The 20487-nt window shown below is 46.3% G+C and carries 15 protein-coding genes and 3 riboswitches; of the genes, 4 read left to right on the top strand and 11 right to left on the bottom strand.

From position 1 onward, the window contains the following. Positions 1–31: 31 nt before the first annotated feature. Positions 32–931 carry an L-serine ammonia-lyase, iron-sulfur-dependent, subunit alpha gene (sdaAA, locus tag B4V02_RS23045; protein ID WP_007428432.1) on the bottom strand — a complete coding sequence of 300 codons (900 nt, stop codon included), beginning with the start codon at positions 929–931 and terminating at the stop codon, positions 32–34. Further along, positions 909–1610: an L-serine ammonia-lyase, iron-sulfur-dependent subunit beta gene (sdaAB, locus tag B4V02_RS23040; RefSeq protein ID WP_094156576.1), complete on the bottom strand. Its 702-nt coding sequence runs from the start codon at positions 1608–1610 to the stop codon at positions 909–911. The genes sdaAA and sdaAB overlap by 23 nt, the downstream gene beginning before the upstream one ends. A 211-nt stretch (positions 1611–1821) precedes the next feature. Continuing rightward, positions 1822–1937: riboswitch (glycine riboswitch) on the bottom strand. Between the two features lie 213 nt (positions 1938–2150). On the opposite strand from sdaAB, the gene B4V02_RS26855 reads away from it, so the two are divergent. Continuing rightward, positions 2151–3755 (top strand): DUF6359 domain-containing protein, encoded by a 1605-nt coding sequence (locus B4V02_RS26855; RefSeq protein ID WP_094156575.1) that lies wholly within the window; start codon positions 2151–2153, stop codon positions 3753–3755. A 421-nt stretch (positions 3756–4176) separates the two neighbouring features. Here the strand turns inward: B4V02_RS26855 and B4V02_RS23030 are convergent, their stop codons facing one another. From B4V02_RS23030 to B4V02_RS23015, 4 genes are all read right to left on the bottom strand, one after another. Continuing rightward, complete coding sequence (locus B4V02_RS23030; RefSeq protein ID WP_094156574.1) at positions 4177–4827, bottom strand: amino acid ABC transporter permease; 651 nt, start codon at positions 4825–4827, stop codon at positions 4177–4179. Positions 4828–4841: 14 nt separating this feature from the next. Beyond that, positions 4842–5501, bottom strand: coding sequence for an amino acid ABC transporter permease (locus B4V02_RS23025; RefSeq protein ID WP_094156573.1), 660 nt, complete (start codon positions 5499–5501; stop codon positions 4842–4844). 124 nt (positions 5502–5625) lie between these two features. Next, positions 5626–6456 carry a transporter substrate-binding domain-containing protein gene (locus B4V02_RS23020; protein WP_094156572.1) on the bottom strand — a complete coding sequence of 277 codons (831 nt, stop codon included), beginning with the start codon at positions 6454–6456 and terminating at the stop codon, positions 5626–5628. 42 nt (positions 6457–6498) lie between these two features. Beyond that, positions 6499–7236, bottom strand: a complete 738-nt coding sequence (locus B4V02_RS23015; protein WP_043890702.1) for an amino acid ABC transporter ATP-binding protein — start codon at positions 7234–7236, stop codon at positions 6499–6501. 319 nt (positions 7237–7555) lie between these two features. Here B4V02_RS23015 and B4V02_RS23010 point away from each other — a divergent pair, with 319 nt between their 5' ends. Beyond that, positions 7556–8020, top strand: a complete 465-nt coding sequence (locus B4V02_RS23010) for a cupin domain-containing protein (protein WP_094156571.1) — start codon at positions 7556–7558, stop codon at positions 8018–8020. Between the two features lie 80 nt (positions 8021–8100). Here B4V02_RS23010 and B4V02_RS23005 read toward each other — a convergent pair whose 3' ends face one another. From B4V02_RS23005 to B4V02_RS22985, 5 genes are all read right to left on the bottom strand, one after another. Continuing rightward, on the bottom strand, positions 8101–8811 hold the full coding sequence (locus B4V02_RS23005) for a GGDEF domain-containing protein (protein WP_244188569.1): 711 nt from the start codon (positions 8809–8811) through the stop codon (positions 8101–8103). A gap of 43 nt (positions 8812–8854) precedes the next feature. After that, positions 8855–9505 (bottom strand): class D sortase, encoded by a 651-nt coding sequence (locus B4V02_RS23000; protein ID WP_244188393.1) that lies wholly within the window; start codon positions 9503–9505, stop codon positions 8855–8857. Between the two features lie 104 nt (positions 9506–9609). Next, a complete protein-coding gene (locus tag B4V02_RS22995) occupies positions 9610–13212 on the bottom strand; it encodes an LPXTG cell wall anchor domain-containing protein (RefSeq protein ID WP_094156569.1) in 3603 nt (1200 codons plus the stop codon). Positions 13213–13577: 365 nt separating this feature from the next. Next, positions 13578–14393 (bottom strand): transglutaminase-like domain-containing protein, encoded by an 816-nt coding sequence (locus tag B4V02_RS22990; protein ID WP_094156568.1) that lies wholly within the window; start codon positions 14391–14393, stop codon positions 13578–13580. A 12-nt stretch (positions 14394–14405) separates the two neighbouring features. Continuing rightward, positions 14406–14486, bottom strand: a riboswitch (cyclic di-GMP riboswitch). A 39-nt stretch (positions 14487–14525) separates the two neighbouring features. Next, positions 14526–14604, bottom strand: a riboswitch (cyclic di-GMP riboswitch). A gap of 106 nt (positions 14605–14710) precedes the next feature. Then, positions 14711–15586, bottom strand: a complete 876-nt coding sequence (locus tag B4V02_RS22985) for an AraC family transcriptional regulator (protein WP_094156567.1) — start codon at positions 15584–15586, stop codon at positions 14711–14713. A gap of 531 nt (positions 15587–16117) precedes the next feature. Between B4V02_RS22985 and B4V02_RS22980 the strand changes: the two genes are divergently transcribed. Together B4V02_RS22980 and B4V02_RS22975 are read left to right on the top strand one after the other, a co-directional pair. Next, a complete protein-coding gene (locus B4V02_RS22980; protein ID WP_094156566.1) occupies positions 16118–17383 on the top strand; it encodes a DUF445 domain-containing protein in 1266 nt (421 codons plus the stop codon). Further along, positions 17380–20451, top strand: a complete 3072-nt coding sequence (locus B4V02_RS22975) for a hybrid sensor histidine kinase/response regulator (RefSeq protein ID WP_094156565.1) — start codon at positions 17380–17382, stop codon at positions 20449–20451. The genes B4V02_RS22980 and B4V02_RS22975 overlap by 4 nt, the downstream gene beginning before the upstream one ends. Positions 20452–20487 lie beyond the last annotated feature (36 nt).

Below are 20487 nucleotides of genomic sequence, written 5' to 3'. Positions count from 1 at the left end.
GAAGTGTCGAGCAATCATTTTACCTTGAAAACTACGACTTGTTCTTCTTGGTCGATGCGTTGCGTGTAAGCGACTCGGTCAAACGCTTGCCGGTTGGCGTCTGGGCCAAGCCGCCTTTGGCGGTCTCACGGTGCTTTGAAGGCATGGCGCTGCCGACCTCAAGCATCACGTCAATGACTTCGTCAGACGGGATGGCGCTGCGCACCCCTGCCAAGGCCATGTCCGCTGCGGCAAGCGCGGTGACAGCTCCCAGCCCGTTGCGCACGATGCACGGAATCTCCACGAGTCCGGCGACGGGGTCGCAAATCAGGCCGAGCGTGTTCTTAAGTGCGAGACCTACGGCGTGAAGGGCCTGTTCAGGCGTGCCGCCGCGCAGCTCGACCATAGCGCCGGCGGCCATTCCGATGGCTGAGCCAATCTCAGCCTGGCAGCCTCCCTCCGCGCCGGAAATGAAGGAGTTGTTGGCGATCACGTAGCCGATGGCTCCAGCGGCGAACAGGCCGTGCACCATATGCTTATCATCCCAGCCGAATCGCTCCTGTGCACTGATAAACACACCGGGGATGACTCCGCATGAGCCAGCAGTGGGCGTGGCGACAATGCGACCCATAGACGCATTAACCTCCGATACGGACAGGGCATACGCCATGGCGAGCGCTGAGGCATCGCCGGAGCAGGTTTCGCCTGCCCGCAAATATTCGGCCAGACGCTTGCCGTCGCCGCCCGTCAATCCGCTGCGGGATACAGTGTCTTGCGTCTGACCGCGATGAACGGCTTCCTTCATCACTTGATAATAATCAGACATTTGGCGGAAGATTTCTTCCTCAGGAGTGTTCGTCTCCTGTGCCTGCTCTTGAATCATCAGACGGCCAATCGTGGTGGATTCCTCAGCACATAAAGCACTGATTTCATGCAAATGGGTAAATCGCATCAGATTCAGCTCCTTTTTTCAAATGAATCATTTTAATCTCGTACATATGTGGTAAGGACCGCAGCTTCGCGATTAATTCAGGCGTAGCAGGACTGTCCATTTCGATGGCAGTAAGTGCTTCACCATCCCGGCCTTTGCGATCCACGTGCATATAGGCAATGTTAATATCAGCCGCGCCGAGCGCCGAAGTCACCGCGCCTAATGTACCGGGCTTATCCGAGTGAAGAAGCACCAGCGTAGGCAGCTCTCCGGTCAGATTGACCCGGAATTCGTTGAGCTGTTGGACATGGATGCTTCCACCGCCGATGGAAGAGCCCAGCAGCGTGCGCTGATCCCCGCCCTTCCACAGCTCGAAGCGGACTGTGTTAGGGTGGGGAGCGGGTAGTCCGCTAAAGGCGAATTCCACCGCCATTCCGGCTTGCTCTGCCCATTGCTCGGCATCGGGAATGCGGCTGTCGTCCGTATCATAATTGAGCAGCCCTGCGATGAGCGCCAGATCTGTGCCATGTCCTTTGTACGTATCGGCAAAAGAGCCGTACAGTGTCATGCGGGCACGGTCAGGCTGTGCGCCGAGCCAGTGCCGGGCAACGCGTGCGAGCCGCACCGCGCCTGCGGTATGTGAGCTGGAAGGTCCGGTCATGGCCGGGCCGATAATGGAAAATACATCTTTGAAACGCATGGTGTGGCCCCCTGTATGTTTTTGTACCATAATATATGGTATTGCCGCGTCTTTGCGCGTATATGACGGTTCCCAATGGTGACGCGCGATGTGAGCACAAAAAAGGACAGGATAAGGAAGTTTCCCTTATCTCTGTCCTCGTTACCTGAGAGTTTCGTGCGGTGTCATTACCGCCTTACCCCTTGGGTGGCTTGCGCTCTCTCCAGAGTTGCGTCAGATGACGATACATGGACCTGAGAGATTATCCGTCAGCCGGGTGCTGGCGTCTTGCTCCTTCGGTGCCTCCAGGCTATAGGCTTCCTGGACGGACTCTCCCGTCATCTTCATTCGCGTATACCGTTCTACAACTATTTCTTAGAGTAATATATGCCGTGTCCGCTGTCAATCACGGAGGATAATTTTCACATAAACTAACGCATTCCCCGTAGAAAAAATTAAATTTTACATAATTATGGATGAAAACAGGAAGGAATTAGAAGGTTGATAGCTAATCTGATAGAGGACAATACCATTTATGGATAATAGGAGGGATATTAACGTATGGCAAAAGGCTTGCGCTTCACAGGTTCACGCTTGAAAGGAATGCTGCATCTAGCAGCGATTGTATCACTGCTGATCGGAATTTTCGTTTCATTCGGTCAAGTTAGTGCCGAGGGAGCATTAACGGTGGGAGAAGCACTCCAGCGTCAAAGCAGCGGGGGTACGGTGACGGTAGAGGGCTACGTCGTTGGACACGCGACCGGATCAAAAACGGCTAACTTTTCCAGCCCGTTTGCGAATGATTTTAACGTATTGATTGCTGATCAAGCCAATGAACGCAATACGTCTAATCTATTGGATGTACAGCTTACATCAGCGTACAGAGGGCAATTTGGACTTTCAGGCCACCCTGAGCTGATCGGCAGCAAAATCCGCGTGACGGGTACGCTTGGCGCCTACAACAATTTTGGCGGAGTGAAAAGCCCAAGCGCTGTGGAACTGGTGAGCGGAAGCGAGCCGGGAAACCCTGGTGAACCGGGCGAGCCTGATCCTGGCACTCCGGGTCAACCGGGTACTACATTGCCGGATGGAAAAGGCAAAAAGGTGCTGTTCGATAATACGCACGCACAGACAGCTGGAGCTGCGGATTGGGTCATTGATGGCGCCTTCTCCGATTTTGCAGGCGGGCTGCGCAAGGCAGGCTTTACGGTGGACCAATTGAATCGCAGCATTCCTTTTACCTATGGAGAGCAGGCCATAACGTATGACAAGCTTCGCCCATATGATGTGTTCATCATCGGTGAAGCCAATGTTGCCTTTAAGGCATCCGAGCAGGCTGCTTTGCTGCAATATGTGAAGAACGGAGGCAGCGTATTCTTCATCTCTGATCACTATAACGCAGACCGCAACAAAAACCGTTGGGATTCTTCCGAGGTTATGAACGGCTACCGTCGCGGGGCCTATTCCAACCCGGCTAAAGGCATGACGGCAGAAGAAGCTGCATCACCAGCAATGCAGGGATTAACCAGCTCCGACTGGCTGGCGACGAACTTTGGCGTTCGTTTCCGTTACAATGCGCTTGGTGACGTGAACGCTTCCGACATTGTAGCCGCAGATCAGTCTTTTGGTATAACCAAGGGTGTACGCTCAATTGCGATGCATGCCGGATCTACGCTGGCTATTATTGACCCCACCAAGGCTAAAGGGATTGCTTATATCCCCACAGGCACGAAAAAATGGGGCAATGCTGTAGACCAGGGTGTCTATAACGGCGGAGGCCGTGCTGAAGGACCTTTTGCCGCTATCTCCAAGGTAGGGCAGGGCAAGGCGGCATTCATCGGGGATTCTTCGCCTGTCGAGGACGCCACGCCGAAATATGTGCGTGAGGAAAACGGACAGTCGAAGAAGACGTATGATGGTTTCAAGGAAGTGGACGATGCGACCTTCCTGGTGCAAACCGTCCAATGGCTTGCATGGAAGCAGGACTACACGAAGCTGTCCGATGTGGCAGGTCTGACACTGGACCAGCCGACGAAGCTTCTGCCGTTCGAGGAGCCTGCGGCTTCTACAGAACCGCAGCCTGAGCCTTGGTCTGCTCCGGCAGCAGGCTACAAATGGTATGATCCAAGAACGTACAAGCCCGGCTCCTATGGAGCGGCTTCATAACCAGCGAAGAGCACGCGAGGCTCTAGCTAATCCAAGCCAACCGCTTGATCCCTTGGGGATTAAGCGGTTTTTTTCTTAACAAAAATTTAACCTGCGGTTGGTTATAATATTACATTCTGTGCCAGAAAGGTCGCGCTGCTGCTGAATCATTGGTTTTTTCAATGATGTTCATAGCATAACCATAATTGGTATATCCATATACTTGCCATAACCCCACAGCCCGAGTCCCTTGCAGCAGTTCTGGACCATTCACACTTTTGTATTATACCTATTGTACGGGGAGCTCCTCAGGGTCAGGTTGAGCTGATTTATCGCTCTGATCGTTACCTGGGAGAAGCAGTGAAGTGATTAATTGAAAAGATAAAGGCCGGGCTGATACAGCTTTCCAACTGGCGGCAGCCCTGATGAATGCCAATAGGCTTTAATGTGTCCGAACCTCCAGCCTGCGTGCAATCAGCGACATACTGTAATTGACAGCAAAGTATAGGAAGGCGGCGAACAGCAGAGCCGGAATGACGAAGGATTGATTTTGACCGCCGACAATCTGGATGTTATGCGTCAGCTCCGGCAAACTGATTATGACAGCCAGTGAGGTATCCTTGATAAGGGAAATAAACTGGCTGACAATGGGTGGAACCATGCGGCGAAGCGCTTGGGGCAGGATGATATGCCATAAGGTGCTGGAATAGCTCAGCCCGGAGGAACGTGCGGCTTCCACCTGTCCTTTATGAACCGAATTGAGGCCGCTGCGTACAATCTCGGCGATCATGGCCCCCTCAAAGATCGACAGTCCCGTAATGGCTGCCCACTTGAGAGAAATGGAAAAACCGATGGATGGCAATACCATGCCGATGAAGAAAATAATGAGCAATAATGGAAGATTGCGAATGAGATCAATGATAAAGGCTGCAACCTGTGAAATGACAGGTAAGCGCGTATAGCGCAGGATGCCGAATACAATACCGAGAGCAAAGCTGAACACGATAGAGTAAATGGCGACCTCCAGTGTTAGCAGGAAGCCCTCCAGTATAAAGCGCACATTAGGCCATACAAACAATCCGCTGAAATCCATGCAGGCTTCCCTCCTTAGGATGTTTTGGACAGACGTCGCTCCATGTACAGTACAAGAAAGCTGAGCGGAACCGTCAATGTAAGGTACAATAACGCCGTGATGGCGTAGACTGTGATGGGTAAGAAGGTGTCCGAGTTAATCAGATCAGAGTAATACATCAGGTCCAGTCCGGCTACAATGGCCAGCACGGAAGAGTTTTTGACCAGATTAATGAATTGGTTGCCAATCGCAGGCAGTACGACTTTGATGGCTTGCGGTAAAATAATGCTGATCATCGTCTGGTTATAGCTCAGCCCGGAGGACCTTGCCGCTTCAAATTGCCCCTTGGGAACAGCTTGAATGCCGGCACGTATGGCTTCCGCAATAAAGGAGGCTGTGTATACGGTCAATCCAAGTGTTCCAGATACAAATCCGTCCAAAGGGATGCCCAAAGTGGGAAGCCCGAGATAAAAAAACAGCACCACGATGAGCAGCGGGATATTACGAATAACCTCTACATAGACGGTGCCAATCCAGTTAAGCCATTTAAAAGGCGCAATTCGAAGGATGGCGATGACAGCTCCCAGAACAAAGCTGCCAATCAAGGCAATCACGCTGGCCTGGACGGTATGAAGCAAGCCTTCTCTGAAACGGTCGCCATGATCGAAAAGTACGTTGATATCAAAAGTAAGCATCTGCGCATTTACCTCCTTATCCAAAAGCTATGGGGTATCCGGGGATGGATGGAATTCCTTCTGGTGTGGTGTCCAGTAGAAAGAAAGGAAGGAGCACGCAACCTGCGGCTCCTTCACAAGAGTATTATTCGGGTTTAACCCCAAGCCATTGCTCGTGGAGCTTATCGTATTCACCGCTGCTTTTTAATTCCTTGAGCGTATCATTAATGGCTTGCAGCAGTTCAGGCTGTCCCTTCTTCACTGCAATGCCGTAAGGTTCCTCTGTGAAGTTCCCGCCTACAAGCGTATAATTCGGGTCTTGCTGCTGCATACCGAGCAGAATGGAATTGTCGGTAGTCAACGCATCCCCTTTGCCTGCCTTGAGGGCGTTGAAAGCATCCTGATAGTTTTCGAACTCCAATATCGTTGCATTAGGTGCTTTTTCGCGGATATTTTTGGCGGAGGTAGAGCCTTTAACGGCGAGTACCTTGGTATCAGGGGTCAGAGACTCCAGCCCGGTGATGGGACTTCCTTTTTTCACGAGCAGAGATTGCCCAGCGTTAAAATAGACGTCGCTGAAATCGACCTGCTTTTTACGTTCATCCGAAATGGTCATGGTTGCGATAATAGCGTCGATGTCCCCGTTTTGCAGCAAGGTGATGCGTGTTTTGGACGTGACTTCCTTTAATTCAAGCTTGGTTTCATCGCCCAGAATATGTTTGGCTACAGCCTTGGCGATGTCGATATCAAAGCCTTCTACTTTCCCGCTGGCCGGGTCTTTCAGACCGAACAGCTTGGTATCGTATTTTACACCCACGACCAGCTTGCCACGCTGCTTGATCGCTTCCAGCCCGTTGGCTGCTGCCGGCTCAGTCCCTGACGTTGCCGCTTCTTGCTTGCCTCCACATCCCGCCAAGACGAGCAGACAGGATACGGCTACCAGTACCAAAGCACTCCATTGAAATCCTTTTCTCATTAGAACGATCCCCTTTCGATTTACGCCACATTGGTAGTCTGTTTAATGATGAATCAAACGGCTCAGGAACAGGCGAGCCCGTTCTTCACCCGGATTCTGAAAAAATTCGGCAGGCTGACTGTCTTCCAAAATCTGTCCTTTGTCCATAAAAATCACGCGATCCGCCACTTCGCGGGCAAAGCCCATTTCATGCGTGACGATGACCATTGTGATACCCTGATGGGCGAGCGAGCGCATGACATCCAGTACCTCCCCGATGGTTTCGGGATCAAGAGCTGAAGTAGGCTCGTCGAACAGCATAATTTTTGGATTCATTGCGAGCCCGCGGGCGATTGCAACCCGCTGCTGCTGCCCACCGGACAATTGAGCGGGATAGCTCTGTGCCTTTTCCTCGATGCCGACACGTTTCAGATAGGTGATAGCTGTTTGGGTAGCTTCTTCCCTGGAGATTCCCAGCACCTTCATGGGTGCAAGTACAATATTCTCAATCACCTTTTTGTGGGGATACAGATTGAAATGCTGGAACACCATCCCGATATTGCGGCGAAAGGCGTTGATATCAATCTTTTTGTCATGTACAGGTATTTCGTTGACGATCAGCTCCCCATCCGATATCGTCTCCAGACGATTGATGCAGCGAAGCAGGGTGCTTTTCCCTGAGCCGGAGGGGCCGATGATCACGACCACCTCGCCCTCCTTAATCTGAAGATTGATGTTTTTGAGTACATGGAAGTGACCGTAATGTTTGTTTACATTGCGAAACTGGATCAGAGAGCTCACCCCTTTTAGGCTTGGATACTTAGCTTGGTAGACGTACTGACATGATCAAGCTCTATTAAATGTTCAAAATTTCTTCTCATGATACTATAAGTTTACAATAAAAAACAAGATTTTATGTCATAAAAGTTTACGTAAATTATCTATTTGTATACTTCGTCACTAGTTTATATGATGAAATCGAGCAAATATTCACAATTTAATGTTATTAAATTTGACATAAAATAATGATGTTCGACATGCGAAGGGAGAAACGTGACAAAAGCAACGCTATGTTTTACAGTAGGGAGGAAGGAATTTAGGGTAAAGGAAGGTTAGTACAATGACGAAAGCTATTTCACCGCTTGTAACGGCATTGGGCATGGAGCCCCATCCGGAAGGCGGTTGGTACAAAGAGATGTGGAAGGCTCATTTTCAAATTCCAAAACCCGTGCTGCCGGATATATACTCCGGTCCGCGGTTTGCAGCTTCGTCGACTTATTTCTTGCTGCATCCGGGCGAGTTCTCTGAGTGGCATGTTGTGCATTCAGATGAGCTGTGGCTTTATCATAGCGGGAGTCCTGTGGAGTTGAAGCTGGGTGGAAGCGGAGAAGAGCCCGGTGAAGAAACTGTCATTATCGTCGGTGCCGACGTGGAAGCCGGACAGCATCCGCAAGCGCTGGTACCAGGTACGGTATGGCAAACGGCGCGGCCGCTTGGAGATGAGCCTGTACTGGTAACCTGTGTTGTTGCACCGGGATTCCACTTCGATGATTTCAAGCTGATTGCAAAGGGTAAGGTAGAATAGGAGTATTTTTATCGGCGGGTATAATCTTGGATGAACAGGACTTACCCGCCTGATTTGATGTTGCGGGTATTTTTTTAGTGTTAGAAAGTTGCCATTTGTTGTATACTTTGAACCTTTGTTTTTTTTCGAATACCTGCCGCAAGTTTTTTAACCCGTGCATTACTGTATGATCTGACGTTTGATCCCTGTTTGATCTTCTGGTATACAGCATAGCAGTTTCTCCCCATTTGTTTGGCTTGGTACATGGCGATATCAGCTTCTTTGAGTAATGAAGACAGAGGCTCCTTCGAAGAAGGATGCATGCTGATACCAATACTTCCTGTAACCTGAAGCTTGATTCCCTGGATGTTGTAAGGTGCGCTGATTTTTTGTAAAAGTAATTCTGCCAGAACTTTGACCTGATCGGCGTCATAATCCTTCATAATGAGCAGAAATTCATCTCCCCCGATCCGAAAAGCCTTCTGATTGGAGTTCGTCACCTGGAGTAAATGATCGCTTACCCGTCTGAGCAGCTTATCACCTATTTGATGTCCATATGTGTCATTAATGGTTTTGAATCCATCCAGATCAAGATACATAATAGCAATGCTCTCCTTGCTGTTGCTTCGTTTCCAAAATAGTTCAAGTGCATTCCGGTTGAACAGACCCGTTACAGGGTCCTGATAAGCAAGCTTCCGCAGCAAATTTCTTCCCATCATCACGGAACGTAAAAAAATAAGTGTATATATCCACAGCGCCAGAGTTAGACCTATTAAAAATAAGGCTGTTAAAAATATACTCAATGGGGTCACCACCAATATAGTTTATAGGTTATTCCGCTATCCATTAGCGGGGTTAGGTCAGTTGTTTGGCATGAACGATGAGTCGATGTGTCGGGTTTACAAGAGGATCGCATGTAATTAATGTGAGGAGCTTTTGTTCCTTGCTGCTTTTTAAAACGGAGACGTTAGAAGGAGCGACAATTGAGATGTTGTAGACCTTGTACAAGTATTTTTCACTCCGAGTGTGAATCAGAATCTGATCTCCGATTTTCACTTCATTTAGTCGGTTAAATAGGCGTCCAGTCGTTCGTGAGCGATGAGCGGCTATGGCAGCATTCCCCACCTGGCCAAGTGCCGCAGTTTCCGACATATGTACGGCCGCATATCTCATATGCTCTCGGGTCGCACCTTCCAGTACAGGAAGCTTCAGATTGATTCGATCAATGCGGATTGTAGCGATTGGAGCTGGCTCTTGAGCCGATGAAGAGGGCTTGGTTTCAGACAATTGTGATCCATCCGCTGCTGCCGTATTTGTCAGCCAACTGGACAAATGTGTATAGCCTTTAATCATTTCAGGAGTCAGTGTCGATTGATCTGTATTTGATAATGATTCAGCTTCTTGTAATAGCTCTTTTTGCTTCTGATTTTCCATCCATTCATTAGCGGTAGGAAATAACATGATGATGATTCCTAAAACGATGCTCACGTATGCCAGCTTACGCAATTGAAAAGCCTCCCTATAACAGTAATCCATAGATGGATCATGTAAAATAATTCCCCTTCTCGCTAGTGATGAGCTGAGAAGGGGGGATTTTTGATTATAAAATGCTATTTATTTTTATGAGTTCGTCTATAGCCCAGATAGGCTCCCAGAAGAATTAAGAACATACCGCTCAAATAGAAGGGAGCAGGACTGTTTTCTCCTGTCTGTGGCAATGTATTCACCTTAGGTGTATGTTTCGGATCGCTTGGATCTTTAGGCTTTTCTACCGGTAGGCGGATGACGCCCTTAGGTACTGGATCTTCTTCGATCTTCACAGGTGGAGAAGGCTCCTGGTGAGGATCGGTTTCTGGTGACTCTGGTTGCATTCCTGGTTCTGCAGGTGGTTCCTCAATAGTTGGAACGCCCAACGGAACATCCTCATCTTCGATGATTTGCGGCTCCTCGGTTGTTACGGGCGTAGCAGGTGTCACCGGAGGTTCAGTTATTTCAGGGTCATTATCATGTTTTTTGCCTGAGCCCGGATTTGTAGGTGTACCTGGGTTTGTAGGTGTACCTGGGTTTGTAGGTGTACCTGGATTTGTAGGCGTACCTGGATTCGTAGGTGTACCCGGATCAACAGGAGTCTCCTTTTTGTTGGTGATCACTATTTGTTTAATACCTGAGCTTTGTTTGATTGTTGCATCTATTTTGATTTCTGTTTTTGGCGCTGTTATTTTGTAGTCTTCGGGAGGTGCAAGTTCTTCCAGAATGTAATCATCATAACTCAATGAAGAGAATACGATCTTCCCATCCGAATTGGTAGTTTGGACAAGAGGGGCTCTTTTCTGATCTTTGTCATAGAGTGCAAAACGTGCCCCAGGCAGTACCTTATTATGATCGTCCTCGTCAACCTTGGTAATCTCCAGACTTCCCGTAACTCCACCTCCTGATCCTGAACCAGAGGATGTACGCACAATAATTTCTTTACTTGTTTCCCTGATTTCAGTAGTTAAACGGTCGCCCTCGAAATTAACCTTATTGCTCACTTTTGCCTTGTCTTCGGCTTGAATAAAGGATTGATATTCCAAAATATAGCCCGATGATATAGGCTTCGTAAAGGCAAGCTCAAAGGATTGCTGACCTTGAACATTCGTTGTTATTTTTAGCTTGTAATCCTGATCCTTGACTAATTCAGTGTCCTTGACAGCTTCTCCGTTGGCAGATGCCTTGGTGAAATATAGATGAAAGGAATCCTCAATCAGAATTTGATTATTGCTGGGCGTATCCACGATTCTCGCGTTGGAGACATAGGATTGCCCTTCATTGATATGGATGTTCCAATCGATTTTATTTCCATTCTGAGCCCCGGATTTCGTGACGTATTCTCCGCCGTGGGGCACAGTCACTTTGGCTGTCCATTCCGAATCTACATTTTTTCCATCCATAAGCTGTGCGTTATTGTTAATCTCTTTATCAATAAGCTCTCCTTCCAATGTCGTCTGGAAAGTGACCCAGTAAGGAGAATTGATGGATTGGTTAAACCGGATGCTCAGTTCGTTGTTGTTATCGGCGGAAGGTAAAACAATAGTATATTGGCTCGAAGGCACTTTGGCTCCCTTTTGTACCCCATTCCACCACCCGAGGAGGGCCATATCGTACACTTTAACAGAACCTGGCACCAGTTTTTGGCCCTGTAATAATGTATCCCTTATTTCAGCATGATTCAGAGTTTTGCGGTTATAGTTGGCCTTAATGTCCCATGTAATTTGCTTGGAGCTGGCATTGTAACTACCTGATTTAGCCCCATTTTGCTGGGTCATATTGTCCGGCCATAATCGAGCTTCGGCCTCCGCGGTTTGTGTTGTTCCGTTGTATAGCCAAGTGATAGAGGCTTTGTTCCAAAAGTCCGGTTTGGTTTTGTCGATTTTCCATTCGTTGTTAAATGTAGTTGTATAGCTGATTGTATACGTATCTTGAATCGTTTTATGAAAACGTATCGTGAACCCTTTTTTATAATCCAGCGTAAGAGGGATCAATTCGTAGTCTGTTGGCGATGTTAGTGTTGTTTTTCCGTCCGCGCTTTGGATTTTCAATGTGTTTGGCAATAATGCCAGACCGCCGTTCGGAAAGGCATCGTCGATAACGACCTGGTCCATTGTATACTTATCCGCATTAATGGAAATGACCCAAGGAATCGTTTTGGTGTTATAGTTTGGTTCTTTATATCCCTTGGTGATAATTACACTTTTCAGTTCTGTGGTCGCTTCTTTTGTTACTCCATCGGATGTTACCCTGTTCGTTATTTTGCCATTTTCAAGTACACGATCTATGGCCTTAGTCTGGTAACGGATGGTATATGGCGCATCAATATCCGCTTTGAAAAGCAGATTGAAACCATTAGTACCGTGGTCGTCCGTTACAGGAGTGACCATGTATTCCGATGCAGGGAGTTCATCCTGTGTATCCCCTTTATATACTTTAAGTGAATTTATGATAAATTGTTGGCTGTTATTAAAACGGTCACTTAATACTGCTTTAGCTGCGGGAATTTTTTTGCTGGCAAAATTATATTTGATTGCCCATGAAACCGTTTGTGTGACCGGATCGTATTGCTCTACTTTTTTGCTTAGAAAATCCCCGCGTTTAACGGTAACTGTAGCTGATGCGGAGGTATCCTTTACATTGTCTCCTGAAAAAGTAGCCGTATTGGAGAAACGAGTGTCCTCGCTTGTGATGTTCGTGGAGTATTGAATTCGGTATGCGCTGTTAATACGCTCTTCGTTGAAGCGGATTCTAAAGCCCGTACCAGCCGGATCAGCTTCAACTGTATACTTATCTGCACTAACAGTGTCCCGCAGCACGGTGGTTCCGTCCACATTGATTTGCAAATGATATACCCGGATGGAGTCTCTGATTAGTTCCAATCCTTGGTGAGTTGGGTCGGTTATTACAGCGTGTTTTATAGGATCCAATTGTTTATTTACGTCAATTGTCCAATCAATCCCATTTTTGCTATCGTACTTTCCTTGTTTCTCCAAAGTAGGACCAGCTACAGGCTTAATATTTACGATCGCCGTTTGCTCGCCACCTTGGATTGGAATCGCAATAATGACTTCTGTGCTGCCTTTTTCTATTTGTTTGCTAAACTCAGTTTTGATCTCCAGCTTACCGCTGACATTAGAGTGGCTTTCCACGTAATCATTAAAGGTCATGATCACTTTACCTTGGCGATCTACGGTAAAATGACCTACTTCCCCTTCCGTGTTCGTCAGAGGAGATGTGATGTCTGTGTAAATTTGAAATTGCTCAGGTAATTGAAAGGTAAAGGTATCTCCAGCTTTATACGTATGGTTCGGCAGCTCCCATTCATAGCTTAAATGGATAGCGGAGCCAATATCAATACGACTATCGGGATTATACACCGCATCAATAACATTTCCAGTGGAATCTGTGAGAGTTAGCTTGGTTAAAATACTTTCCTGAGTTGTCCTTACTACAGAAGTTGAGCCGGCAGTTGCTTCGATAGCTGGAGCCGGGATAGCAGGAGGGACGTTAATCGGCTCTGAAGGCTCTGGATATACATCGTTAGTCACACTCTCAACCGGATCGGTTCCTGTGGGCACTGGCAGAGCAGAGTCGGGATTTTGTGCATACGCTTGTGTTGTACTGAATAAGCATTGCAAAAAAAGCAATAACGCAACAATTGCTGCATTCCATTTTTTTCTCATACGGTAAACAAATCTCCTATTCTTAAATTATTTTTATTTAGCGGCTAATGGTTTATACCTTCGAGGTCGAGAGGGTTGTATTTATATATTCATCATTCATTCATATGATGCTAAGTTAGCCGCATTGAGCTTGATCATAATTTATGAAAATTCACATTCGGGGATGAATATCTCCTCCTTTAGTCCCGAAATTAGGATAAAGTTAGACTCAATGTCTTTCTGGACTAGAATACATGCCACATCTCAACAATTTCTCAACAAGGATAGAAAAAGAGCCTTGATCATAGGATCAAGGCTCTACAAGAAACGTGGTTTTATTTCTTCATCTTTTATTTTTTAAAATAATATTAATAAAAATATTGATATTAATACTGCTTTGTTTTAATGTATTTGGAGGGATCTTTGATCATTTCGAATTTTTGTTTACCCTTATACAGGGCTGCATCTACTGTAGTGTCTACGACCACCCACTGATTGTCGATGTAGACCTCATTCCAGGCATGGTAAGTGTCCACGTAGGAAGATTTGCCCATAACCAGCTTGGTTGGTACATCTACACTTCGTAACATAGCAGCCATCAGTGAAGCATAACCATAGCAAATATCCTTTTGTGAGCTTAACGTACGATCAATTTCCGGCAGATAGTCAGTCGTTAAGGCGAAGGCCTGATTGGAGTCATACTTGATATGACTAATTACGTAGTCATAGATTTTTTGAAGCTTTTCGCGATCCGTTGTTGCGCCTTGGGTTAATTCACGGGCTTTTTGAATCGCCTGATTGGTATCGCTCCAGTCAATATTTTGCACGGAATTGAGATATACCGCTTTGCTATCGTTTAGCTTTAACTCGATAGTATCTTGTCCTATCACTTTATATTGGTTACCACTAAGCTGTTCCAAAATACTAATGCTATAGTTCCCATTACCCATTTGGAGAGGAAATACTTCCTCGGATTTTCCGGGCGTCAGATTATAAGAGTATTTTTGCGCATCTTTGGTAACTAAAATCTTGGTTTTAACGTTAGGTTTAACAGGGTAACGCACACTGACCGTACCGTGATTTACATTGTTTTGATCCAGCCATGCAACACTATCACTATTAGCAGCGTAAGTTGTCGAATTTAAGAGTGTTATGGACAACATAAAAAATAGGAGAAGTACGGAAAATATCATTTTCCCCATAAAAAACTTCCTTTCGGTGGCCAGGCTGCCATCATAGTAGAAGGCCCTATAGCTTTGCGTCCCTGCCTTTCGACAGGTTTGCCATTTCGTATAAAGTTTTCGGGTAAAAAAGCACGACAAAAAGCCACTTCAACCGGTAGCTGGCTGCCATCATACAGAAGGCCCTGTAGCTTTGCGTCCTTGTCTTTCGACAAGTTTGCCATTTATCCTGAATAGCTTATATTTTTATTCTATCAGTTAGGTACTCTATTAGGCAAGTTTAAATCTCAAATTTCCCTATTTATCGACAAGGCAAGCTTGCAGATTATACAAAAGGCCTATTTTATACGATTTCTCCATTTTTTACGGTAGGAATGAGGTGTTTCTCCAATGTGCTCTTTGAACAGATTGATAAAGTGACTTGTGTTGGGAATGCCCACATATTGTGCGATGTCAACAATAGATACATCACTGGTTTTAAGCCAGCCCTGAGCAGCCGTGACACGAACATTAATAAGATATTCAATAGGAGAAAAGCCAGTCTGTTTTTTAAAGTTTTTAGCCAGATTAAACTTGTTCAGTCTGAACATGTCTGCCAGTGAATCCAGCGTGATCCGTTCACAATAGGATTGATCCAGATATTGCTTTGCCTTGCGTACCTCTTCGATCCCATCTGAATTCCCGTTGGGATTGGTGTAGGGGTGCTGTAAAATAACCGTTAACAATTCAACGATTAGCCTGGATGAGAGCAGTTCAGAGGATATGCTTCTTTCAGACTGTACATGTAATAACGTACGCAGCTTGTCCAATACCATACTTGGATCCTTTAATGAGATTACAGGTTTATTGTGCTTATCAAATTGTTCGTAGAAATTGTCAATCAGATTGCCGTGCAGATTAATGCTAATAAACTCCCATGTCTCCTGACAGGAAGTTTTGTACTGTACATATTCTTTGCAATTAATAAAAAGTAGATCATAAGGTCTCAATATATATTCCTTGTCCCTATATTGCAATTCCCCTCTCCCGGACAGGGTAAAAAGGAGCAAAAATGAGGTGAGCTCTTCCCGTTCCATTGTATAAGCATCTGTTTTGAAATAGCCTATTTCCTGTATATAAAAGAGGGATTTTTTTGCGAAAGCAGAGGGTGTACATACAATTGCAACTGGATCTTCGCTCCAGAGAGCCTGGGCCTTTTCTTGTTTTGTTGTCATATCCAATTCCTTTACAAAAGAACAATTTTAGTAAGCTAATTGTAGTTTGTTTCACGAATATCCTTTTAAAACCGAAGTTCCCATTTACAAAGGTTATTTTATCACATTAAAGTATGTTCATGAAACGATTAGAGCCTACACAATATTTAACCAGATATATCCAGGAGATATTGATATAAACGGGACAGGGTAAAAGTTTATGATAAATGTATTAATCTTGCAATTCCACTTTTTGAGTCGTATATCCTTTCGATTATAGGAAAAATGGGACTATATTCCGACAAAATGATTCGTAGGGCTCACTTTGCCGGAAAATAGATTTGGCTCTAAGTGTTATTTTGTTCACGAACATGTATGGATAGGTGTGGCTATGTGAACTTAATTTGTGTTATAGCGTAAATTCTTTCTCAATTTCACACAATTTGTCGAAAACAGAGTGTAGTAAGCTTTTGGAATTTGTACAGGCAATGATATGATGGGTACTATAGATGTAATGATATATATTCGAAAGTTAGTTTGGAGGATCTCAGGATGGGAAAAACAAAAAAAACGAAAACCGCAGCAGCCTGGTCACTTGTTATGATGGGAGCGGGCTTTGCTGCTACGCTACCTTTTCAACAATTTGGCTGGGCCCGTCTTTTGGCTGGATCTTTTGAGGCCGGACTTGTTGGAGGATTGGCAGACTGGTTTGCCGTAACCGCATTATTTCGTCATCCGCTGGGCATTCCGATTCCACATACAGCGCTTCTCCCCAAAAATCGGGGAAAGCTGACCGATGCCTTGGTTAACACGGTCGAAAACAATTTACTCCACAAAGAAAGTATTGCATCTAAAATTGCCGATATTCGGCTGGCCGAGCTAGTGCTGAAAAGCGTGGAAAAAGGAATACGCACGCCCGAAGCGGTCACTTTTATAGATGTCCTTGCCAAGCGACTTGTCCGCTCGCTTCCGCTGGCGGAGCTGGCCCCGGTGATCGCGGCCGGGATTAAGCGACAGGCGACTGAATTCGATATGGGGCCGTTGCTAGAGGCACTCGCCCGGCAAGCTGGAGCGCGGAAGTATGACCAACTCGCATTGGATTATGCGCTGGAGCAGACGGAGTCCTGGCTGCTGCGGGCAGACACCGGGGTTACCCTTGGCACCCTGGGGATGCAGGCCGTTAGCGGCTTGCAGGTCAGCGGGCTCATGCAGTTTGCCCTGAACGCCTTCCTTGGCTATTTGAATGAGGAGCGTATGGGCGAGATGATCCGTCACTTCTTGCTGGACCGCGTAGCGGAGCTCCAAAATGAAGGACATCCGCGCCGTCAGGCCGTCCTGGATGGCATCAACACACAGTTGATCCGTCTGGCAACCAAAGATACGGTCAAAGAGGGGCTGAATCACTGGAAAAACACCTTTATTGATTCTTGGGAAGGTGATGCAGCTGTATCAGGGAAACTCGAAGAGTTGCGCCGTCATCTGCTGGATTATATGGAAGATGCCAGTTATGTAACGGTATACATTGTACCTTTACTGGATCAAATGCTGTCTGATTTATGGAGAAATACGGAGCTGCTGGACAAGATCAATTCGTGGATCGTGACAGGTGTTACCGGAGTAGTGGAAGCAAACCACAGCCAAATTGGCAATCTGGTCCGTGAAAATGTAAATAGAATGGATGATGCTTCACTGATTGCTTTAATGGAGGACAAGCTGGGGCAGGATTTGCAATGGATACGGATTAACGGTGCGCTTACAGGTTTTCTGATTGGAATTGTGCTTACCGGGGTTCGTATGCTGCTGGATTACAGTAAATGAATAAGCGGAGATTTTTTTTAATTACGCTGTCATTCCTGATCGTAATTATCGGTCTGCGTTTGCTGTGGTTTGATTATTACCACAATCAGGATTATCCCCGGGCCAAGGCGGGAATTCTGGATCTGAGGGGGTTGAATTTGCAGGAGATAAAGACCCTGCCATTAAATGGTGAGTGGGAGTTTTATCCGGGAACATTATCTTCCCCTGCTGAACTGAAGTCCTTATCTATGAAGAAGCAGCGTCAGACCATTCAGGTGCCGGGATTATGGAGTGAGTCGGTATCTCCTGTGGATCATAAGGCATATGGGGTTGGAACCTATCGGCTGCTTATTTTGAGTGACAGGTCGGAGGACACTTTATACGGACTTCGGATCGGGAGGATTAGTACGGCATCCAACATATTTGTGAACGGCCGTTTAGTCAGTCATAGTGGTCAGGTCTCTAACAAGGTCGAACAGCATACAGGATCAACCGTTCCGTTCTCTGCTATGTTTGATACGAACAGGCAGGCTATTGAGATTGTCATCCAAGTATCCAATTTTGATTTTCCTTCCAATGGAGGGATTGTGAAGCCTATCATTTTCGGAAGCGCGGAGGCTGTGAATAGCCGAACCAACTTCGCGATCTCGATGCAAATTATGGTATGTATTATTTTACTGCTTCACGGGTTATATGTAGTCGTTATATTTTTTATGAATCCACAAAAGAAGGCGCTTCTGTATTTCGCGGGAATTGTAGTCTGCACGGTAATATCCATCCTGACAGACGATGACAAGCTTTTAATAGACTGGTTCCCTATCAGTTTGAGTCTTTCGGTAAAGATAACCATACTTTCCTATATTGGGATAGGCATGTGTGTACTGAAGCTGGCGCAGTCTCTGTTGGCTCGATCCCGAATCATTCAGATTGTTTTTATAGCCCACTGTTGTTTTGCGGTCACGGTTTTATTTGCATCTACATCCAACCTTTATGCATTTTTGTTGGCTCTTATCGCATTCTCAGGCATTACCCTATGTGCTACGGTTCCCGCGGTTGCTTTTCTTAGAACATTCAGAGGGCAAAAAGAGGCTGTTTTTCTGTTGCTGGCATCCCTTAGCATCGCATCCAGCATACTGTGGGGTATGTTCAAAACGAATGACCTCCCTTATTACCCTTGGGATATTGTGCTGGCCTTTGTGGCGTTTGCGTCCTATTGGTTCAAACGGTTTTTTAATACGAACGCCGAGCTGAGAAGGCTGACGGAGAGATTGCAGCGCGCTGATCAGGTGAAAAATGAATTTTTGGCCAACACCTCTCATGAGCTGCGGAATCCTCTGCATGGGATGATCAATATAGCACAGACCGTGCTGGAGAATCAGAATAGCGCCCTGGACGAACCCAACAAGAGAAACATACAATTGCTCGTTACGGTCGGTCGCCGTATGTCCTTATTATTGAATGATTTGCTGGATGTTACACGTCTGCGTGAAAAGGATATTCTTCTGGAAAAAAGAAGCTTGAAGCCTCAGGCTGTAGTCTCGGGTGTGTTGGATATGCTTCAATTCATGACAGATGGTAAACCGTTAAACATGGTAGTAAACATCCCTGCTGATTTTCCGAATGTATTAGCAGATGAAAACCGGGTAATCCAAATCCTGTTCAATCTCCTTCACAATGCGGTCAAATATACTGCCGAGGGATCAATTTCCGTTCACGCACACATCCAGGGCGAAATGGCCGGTATTGAGGTTCGTGACACTGGCGTTGGGATGGATGAGGAGACGCAAAAGCGAATATTTCATCCATATGAACAAGGAAATTCTCATTTGACGGTTATTGGGGATGGGCTTGGACTAGGGTTGAGCATCAGCAAGCAATTGGTGGAGCTTCATGGGGGATCTCTGAGTGTAAGCTCTGAACTTGGTCAAGGCTCAACCTTTTCTTTCACGCTACCGCTCGATCCCTCACCTATCCCGGTCCAATCACGAGATAACGAGCAGGTGTGTATGGATGAAGAAGCAGGTACTGATTTTATAGCTTTGCAGAATGAAGCAGTGATGCAGGTTGCTGCAGGCTCTGCACGGTCTGCCATACTCGCGGTAGATGATGATCCGGTTAATTTAAGGGTGTTGGAGGGCATTCTTGCCTCGGAATCGGAGTCTTATGATCTTGTCACTGTAACCAGTGCCCAGGAGGCCTTGCATAGGTTGGATTATCGGGATTGGGATTTAATTATAGCCGATGTCATGATGCCCCAAATGTCGGGTTATGAGTTAACTCGGCGTGTGAGGGAATACTTTAGTATTTCCGAGCTGCCTGTGTTGCTGTTGACGGCACGTAGTCAGCAGGAGGACTTATATACGGGATTTCTTGCCGGGGCCAACGATTATATTATGAAGCCTGTGGATTCCATGGAATTGAAATCCAGGGTCCGTGCCTTGACTGATGTTAAAAAGTCCGCAAGGGAACAGCTTTGGATGGAGGCTGCATGGTTACAGGCGCAAATCAAACCTCATTTTTTGTTTAACACCTTGAATACCATTGCATCCTTGAGTCATGTGGATCACGCCAGAATGGTGAAGCTTATTGAAGAGTTCGGCAAATATTTAAGATCAAGCTTCAATCCTCAAAATCTTGATAGAGTCGTATCACTGGAATACGAGCTTGTACTCCTGAAATCTTATCTTTATATAGAGAAGGAGCGTTTTGGGAATAGACTAGATATTGTATGGGAAGTAGATGAACAGGTGTCCTTGCTTCTGCCGCCGTTGTCCATTCAGCCACTTGCGGAAAATGCGATCAGGCATGGTATCATGAATCGGATAGATGGAGGAACATTGTGCATTCGAATTCAGCATCAGGAGGATGGCACAGAAATAGCCATTATGGATGACGGTGTGGGCATGAGTCAGGAGGAACTGGATCGTCTGCTGGATCCTCAGCAAGAACAGCATAGCGGGATTGGATTACGTAATACGGACCGACGTCTGAAGCAAGTATTCGGTAAGGGGCTGTATATTAGTAGTCATCCCAATCAGGGTACAACGGTGAGCTTCCATGTTCCCCGGGCACAAAGGCAAGAAACTTAATATCTCTGTCCCGTAGGACCTCATACAGAACGAGGC

It is taken from the genome of Paenibacillus kribbensis (assembly GCF_002240415.1).
GTDB classification, from domain to species: Bacteria; Bacillota; Bacilli; order Paenibacillales; family Paenibacillaceae; genus Paenibacillus; species Paenibacillus kribbensis.
The sequence above is the reverse complement of the archived record's forward strand: the minus strand, read 5'-3'. Positions and strand labels throughout refer to the sequence as shown.

Coding starts and splice junctions, on each gene's coding strand:
- sdaAA (WP_007428432.1), bottom strand. CDS start 931: ATGCGATTTACCCATTTGCATGAAATCAGTGCTTTATGTGCTGAGGAA.
- sdaAB (WP_094156576.1), bottom strand. CDS start 1,610: ATGCGTTTCAAAGATGTATTTTCCATTATCGGCCCGGCCATGACCGGA.
- B4V02_RS26855 (WP_094156575.1), top strand. CDS start 2,151: ATGGCAAAAGGCTTGCGCTTCACAGGTTCACGCTTGAAAGGAATGCTG.
- B4V02_RS23030 (WP_094156574.1), bottom strand. CDS start 4,827: ATGGATTTCAGCGGATTGTTTGTATGGCCTAATGTGCGCTTTATACTG.
- B4V02_RS23025 (WP_094156573.1), bottom strand. CDS start 5,501: ATGCTTACTTTTGATATCAACGTACTTTTCGATCATGGCGACCGTTTC.
- B4V02_RS23020 (WP_094156572.1), bottom strand. CDS start 6,456: ATGAGAAAAGGATTTCAATGGAGTGCTTTGGTACTGGTAGCCGTATCC.
- B4V02_RS23010 (WP_094156571.1), top strand. CDS start 7,556: ATGACGAAAGCTATTTCACCGCTTGTAACGGCATTGGGCATGGAGCCC.
- B4V02_RS22995 (WP_094156569.1), bottom strand. CDS start 13,212: ATGAGAAAAAAATGGAATGCAGCAATTGTTGCGTTATTGCTTTTTTTG.
- B4V02_RS22990 (WP_094156568.1), bottom strand. CDS start 14,393: ATGGGGAAAATGATATTTTCCGTACTTCTCCTATTTTTTATGTTGTCC.
- B4V02_RS22985 (WP_094156567.1), bottom strand. CDS start 15,586: ATGACAACAAAACAAGAAAAGGCCCAGGCTCTCTGGAGCGAAGATCCA.
- B4V02_RS22980 (WP_094156566.1), top strand. CDS start 16,118: ATGGGAAAAACAAAAAAAACGAAAACCGCAGCAGCCTGGTCACTTGTT.
- B4V02_RS22975 (WP_094156565.1), top strand. CDS start 17,380: ATGAATAAGCGGAGATTTTTTTTAATTACGCTGTCATTCCTGATCGTA.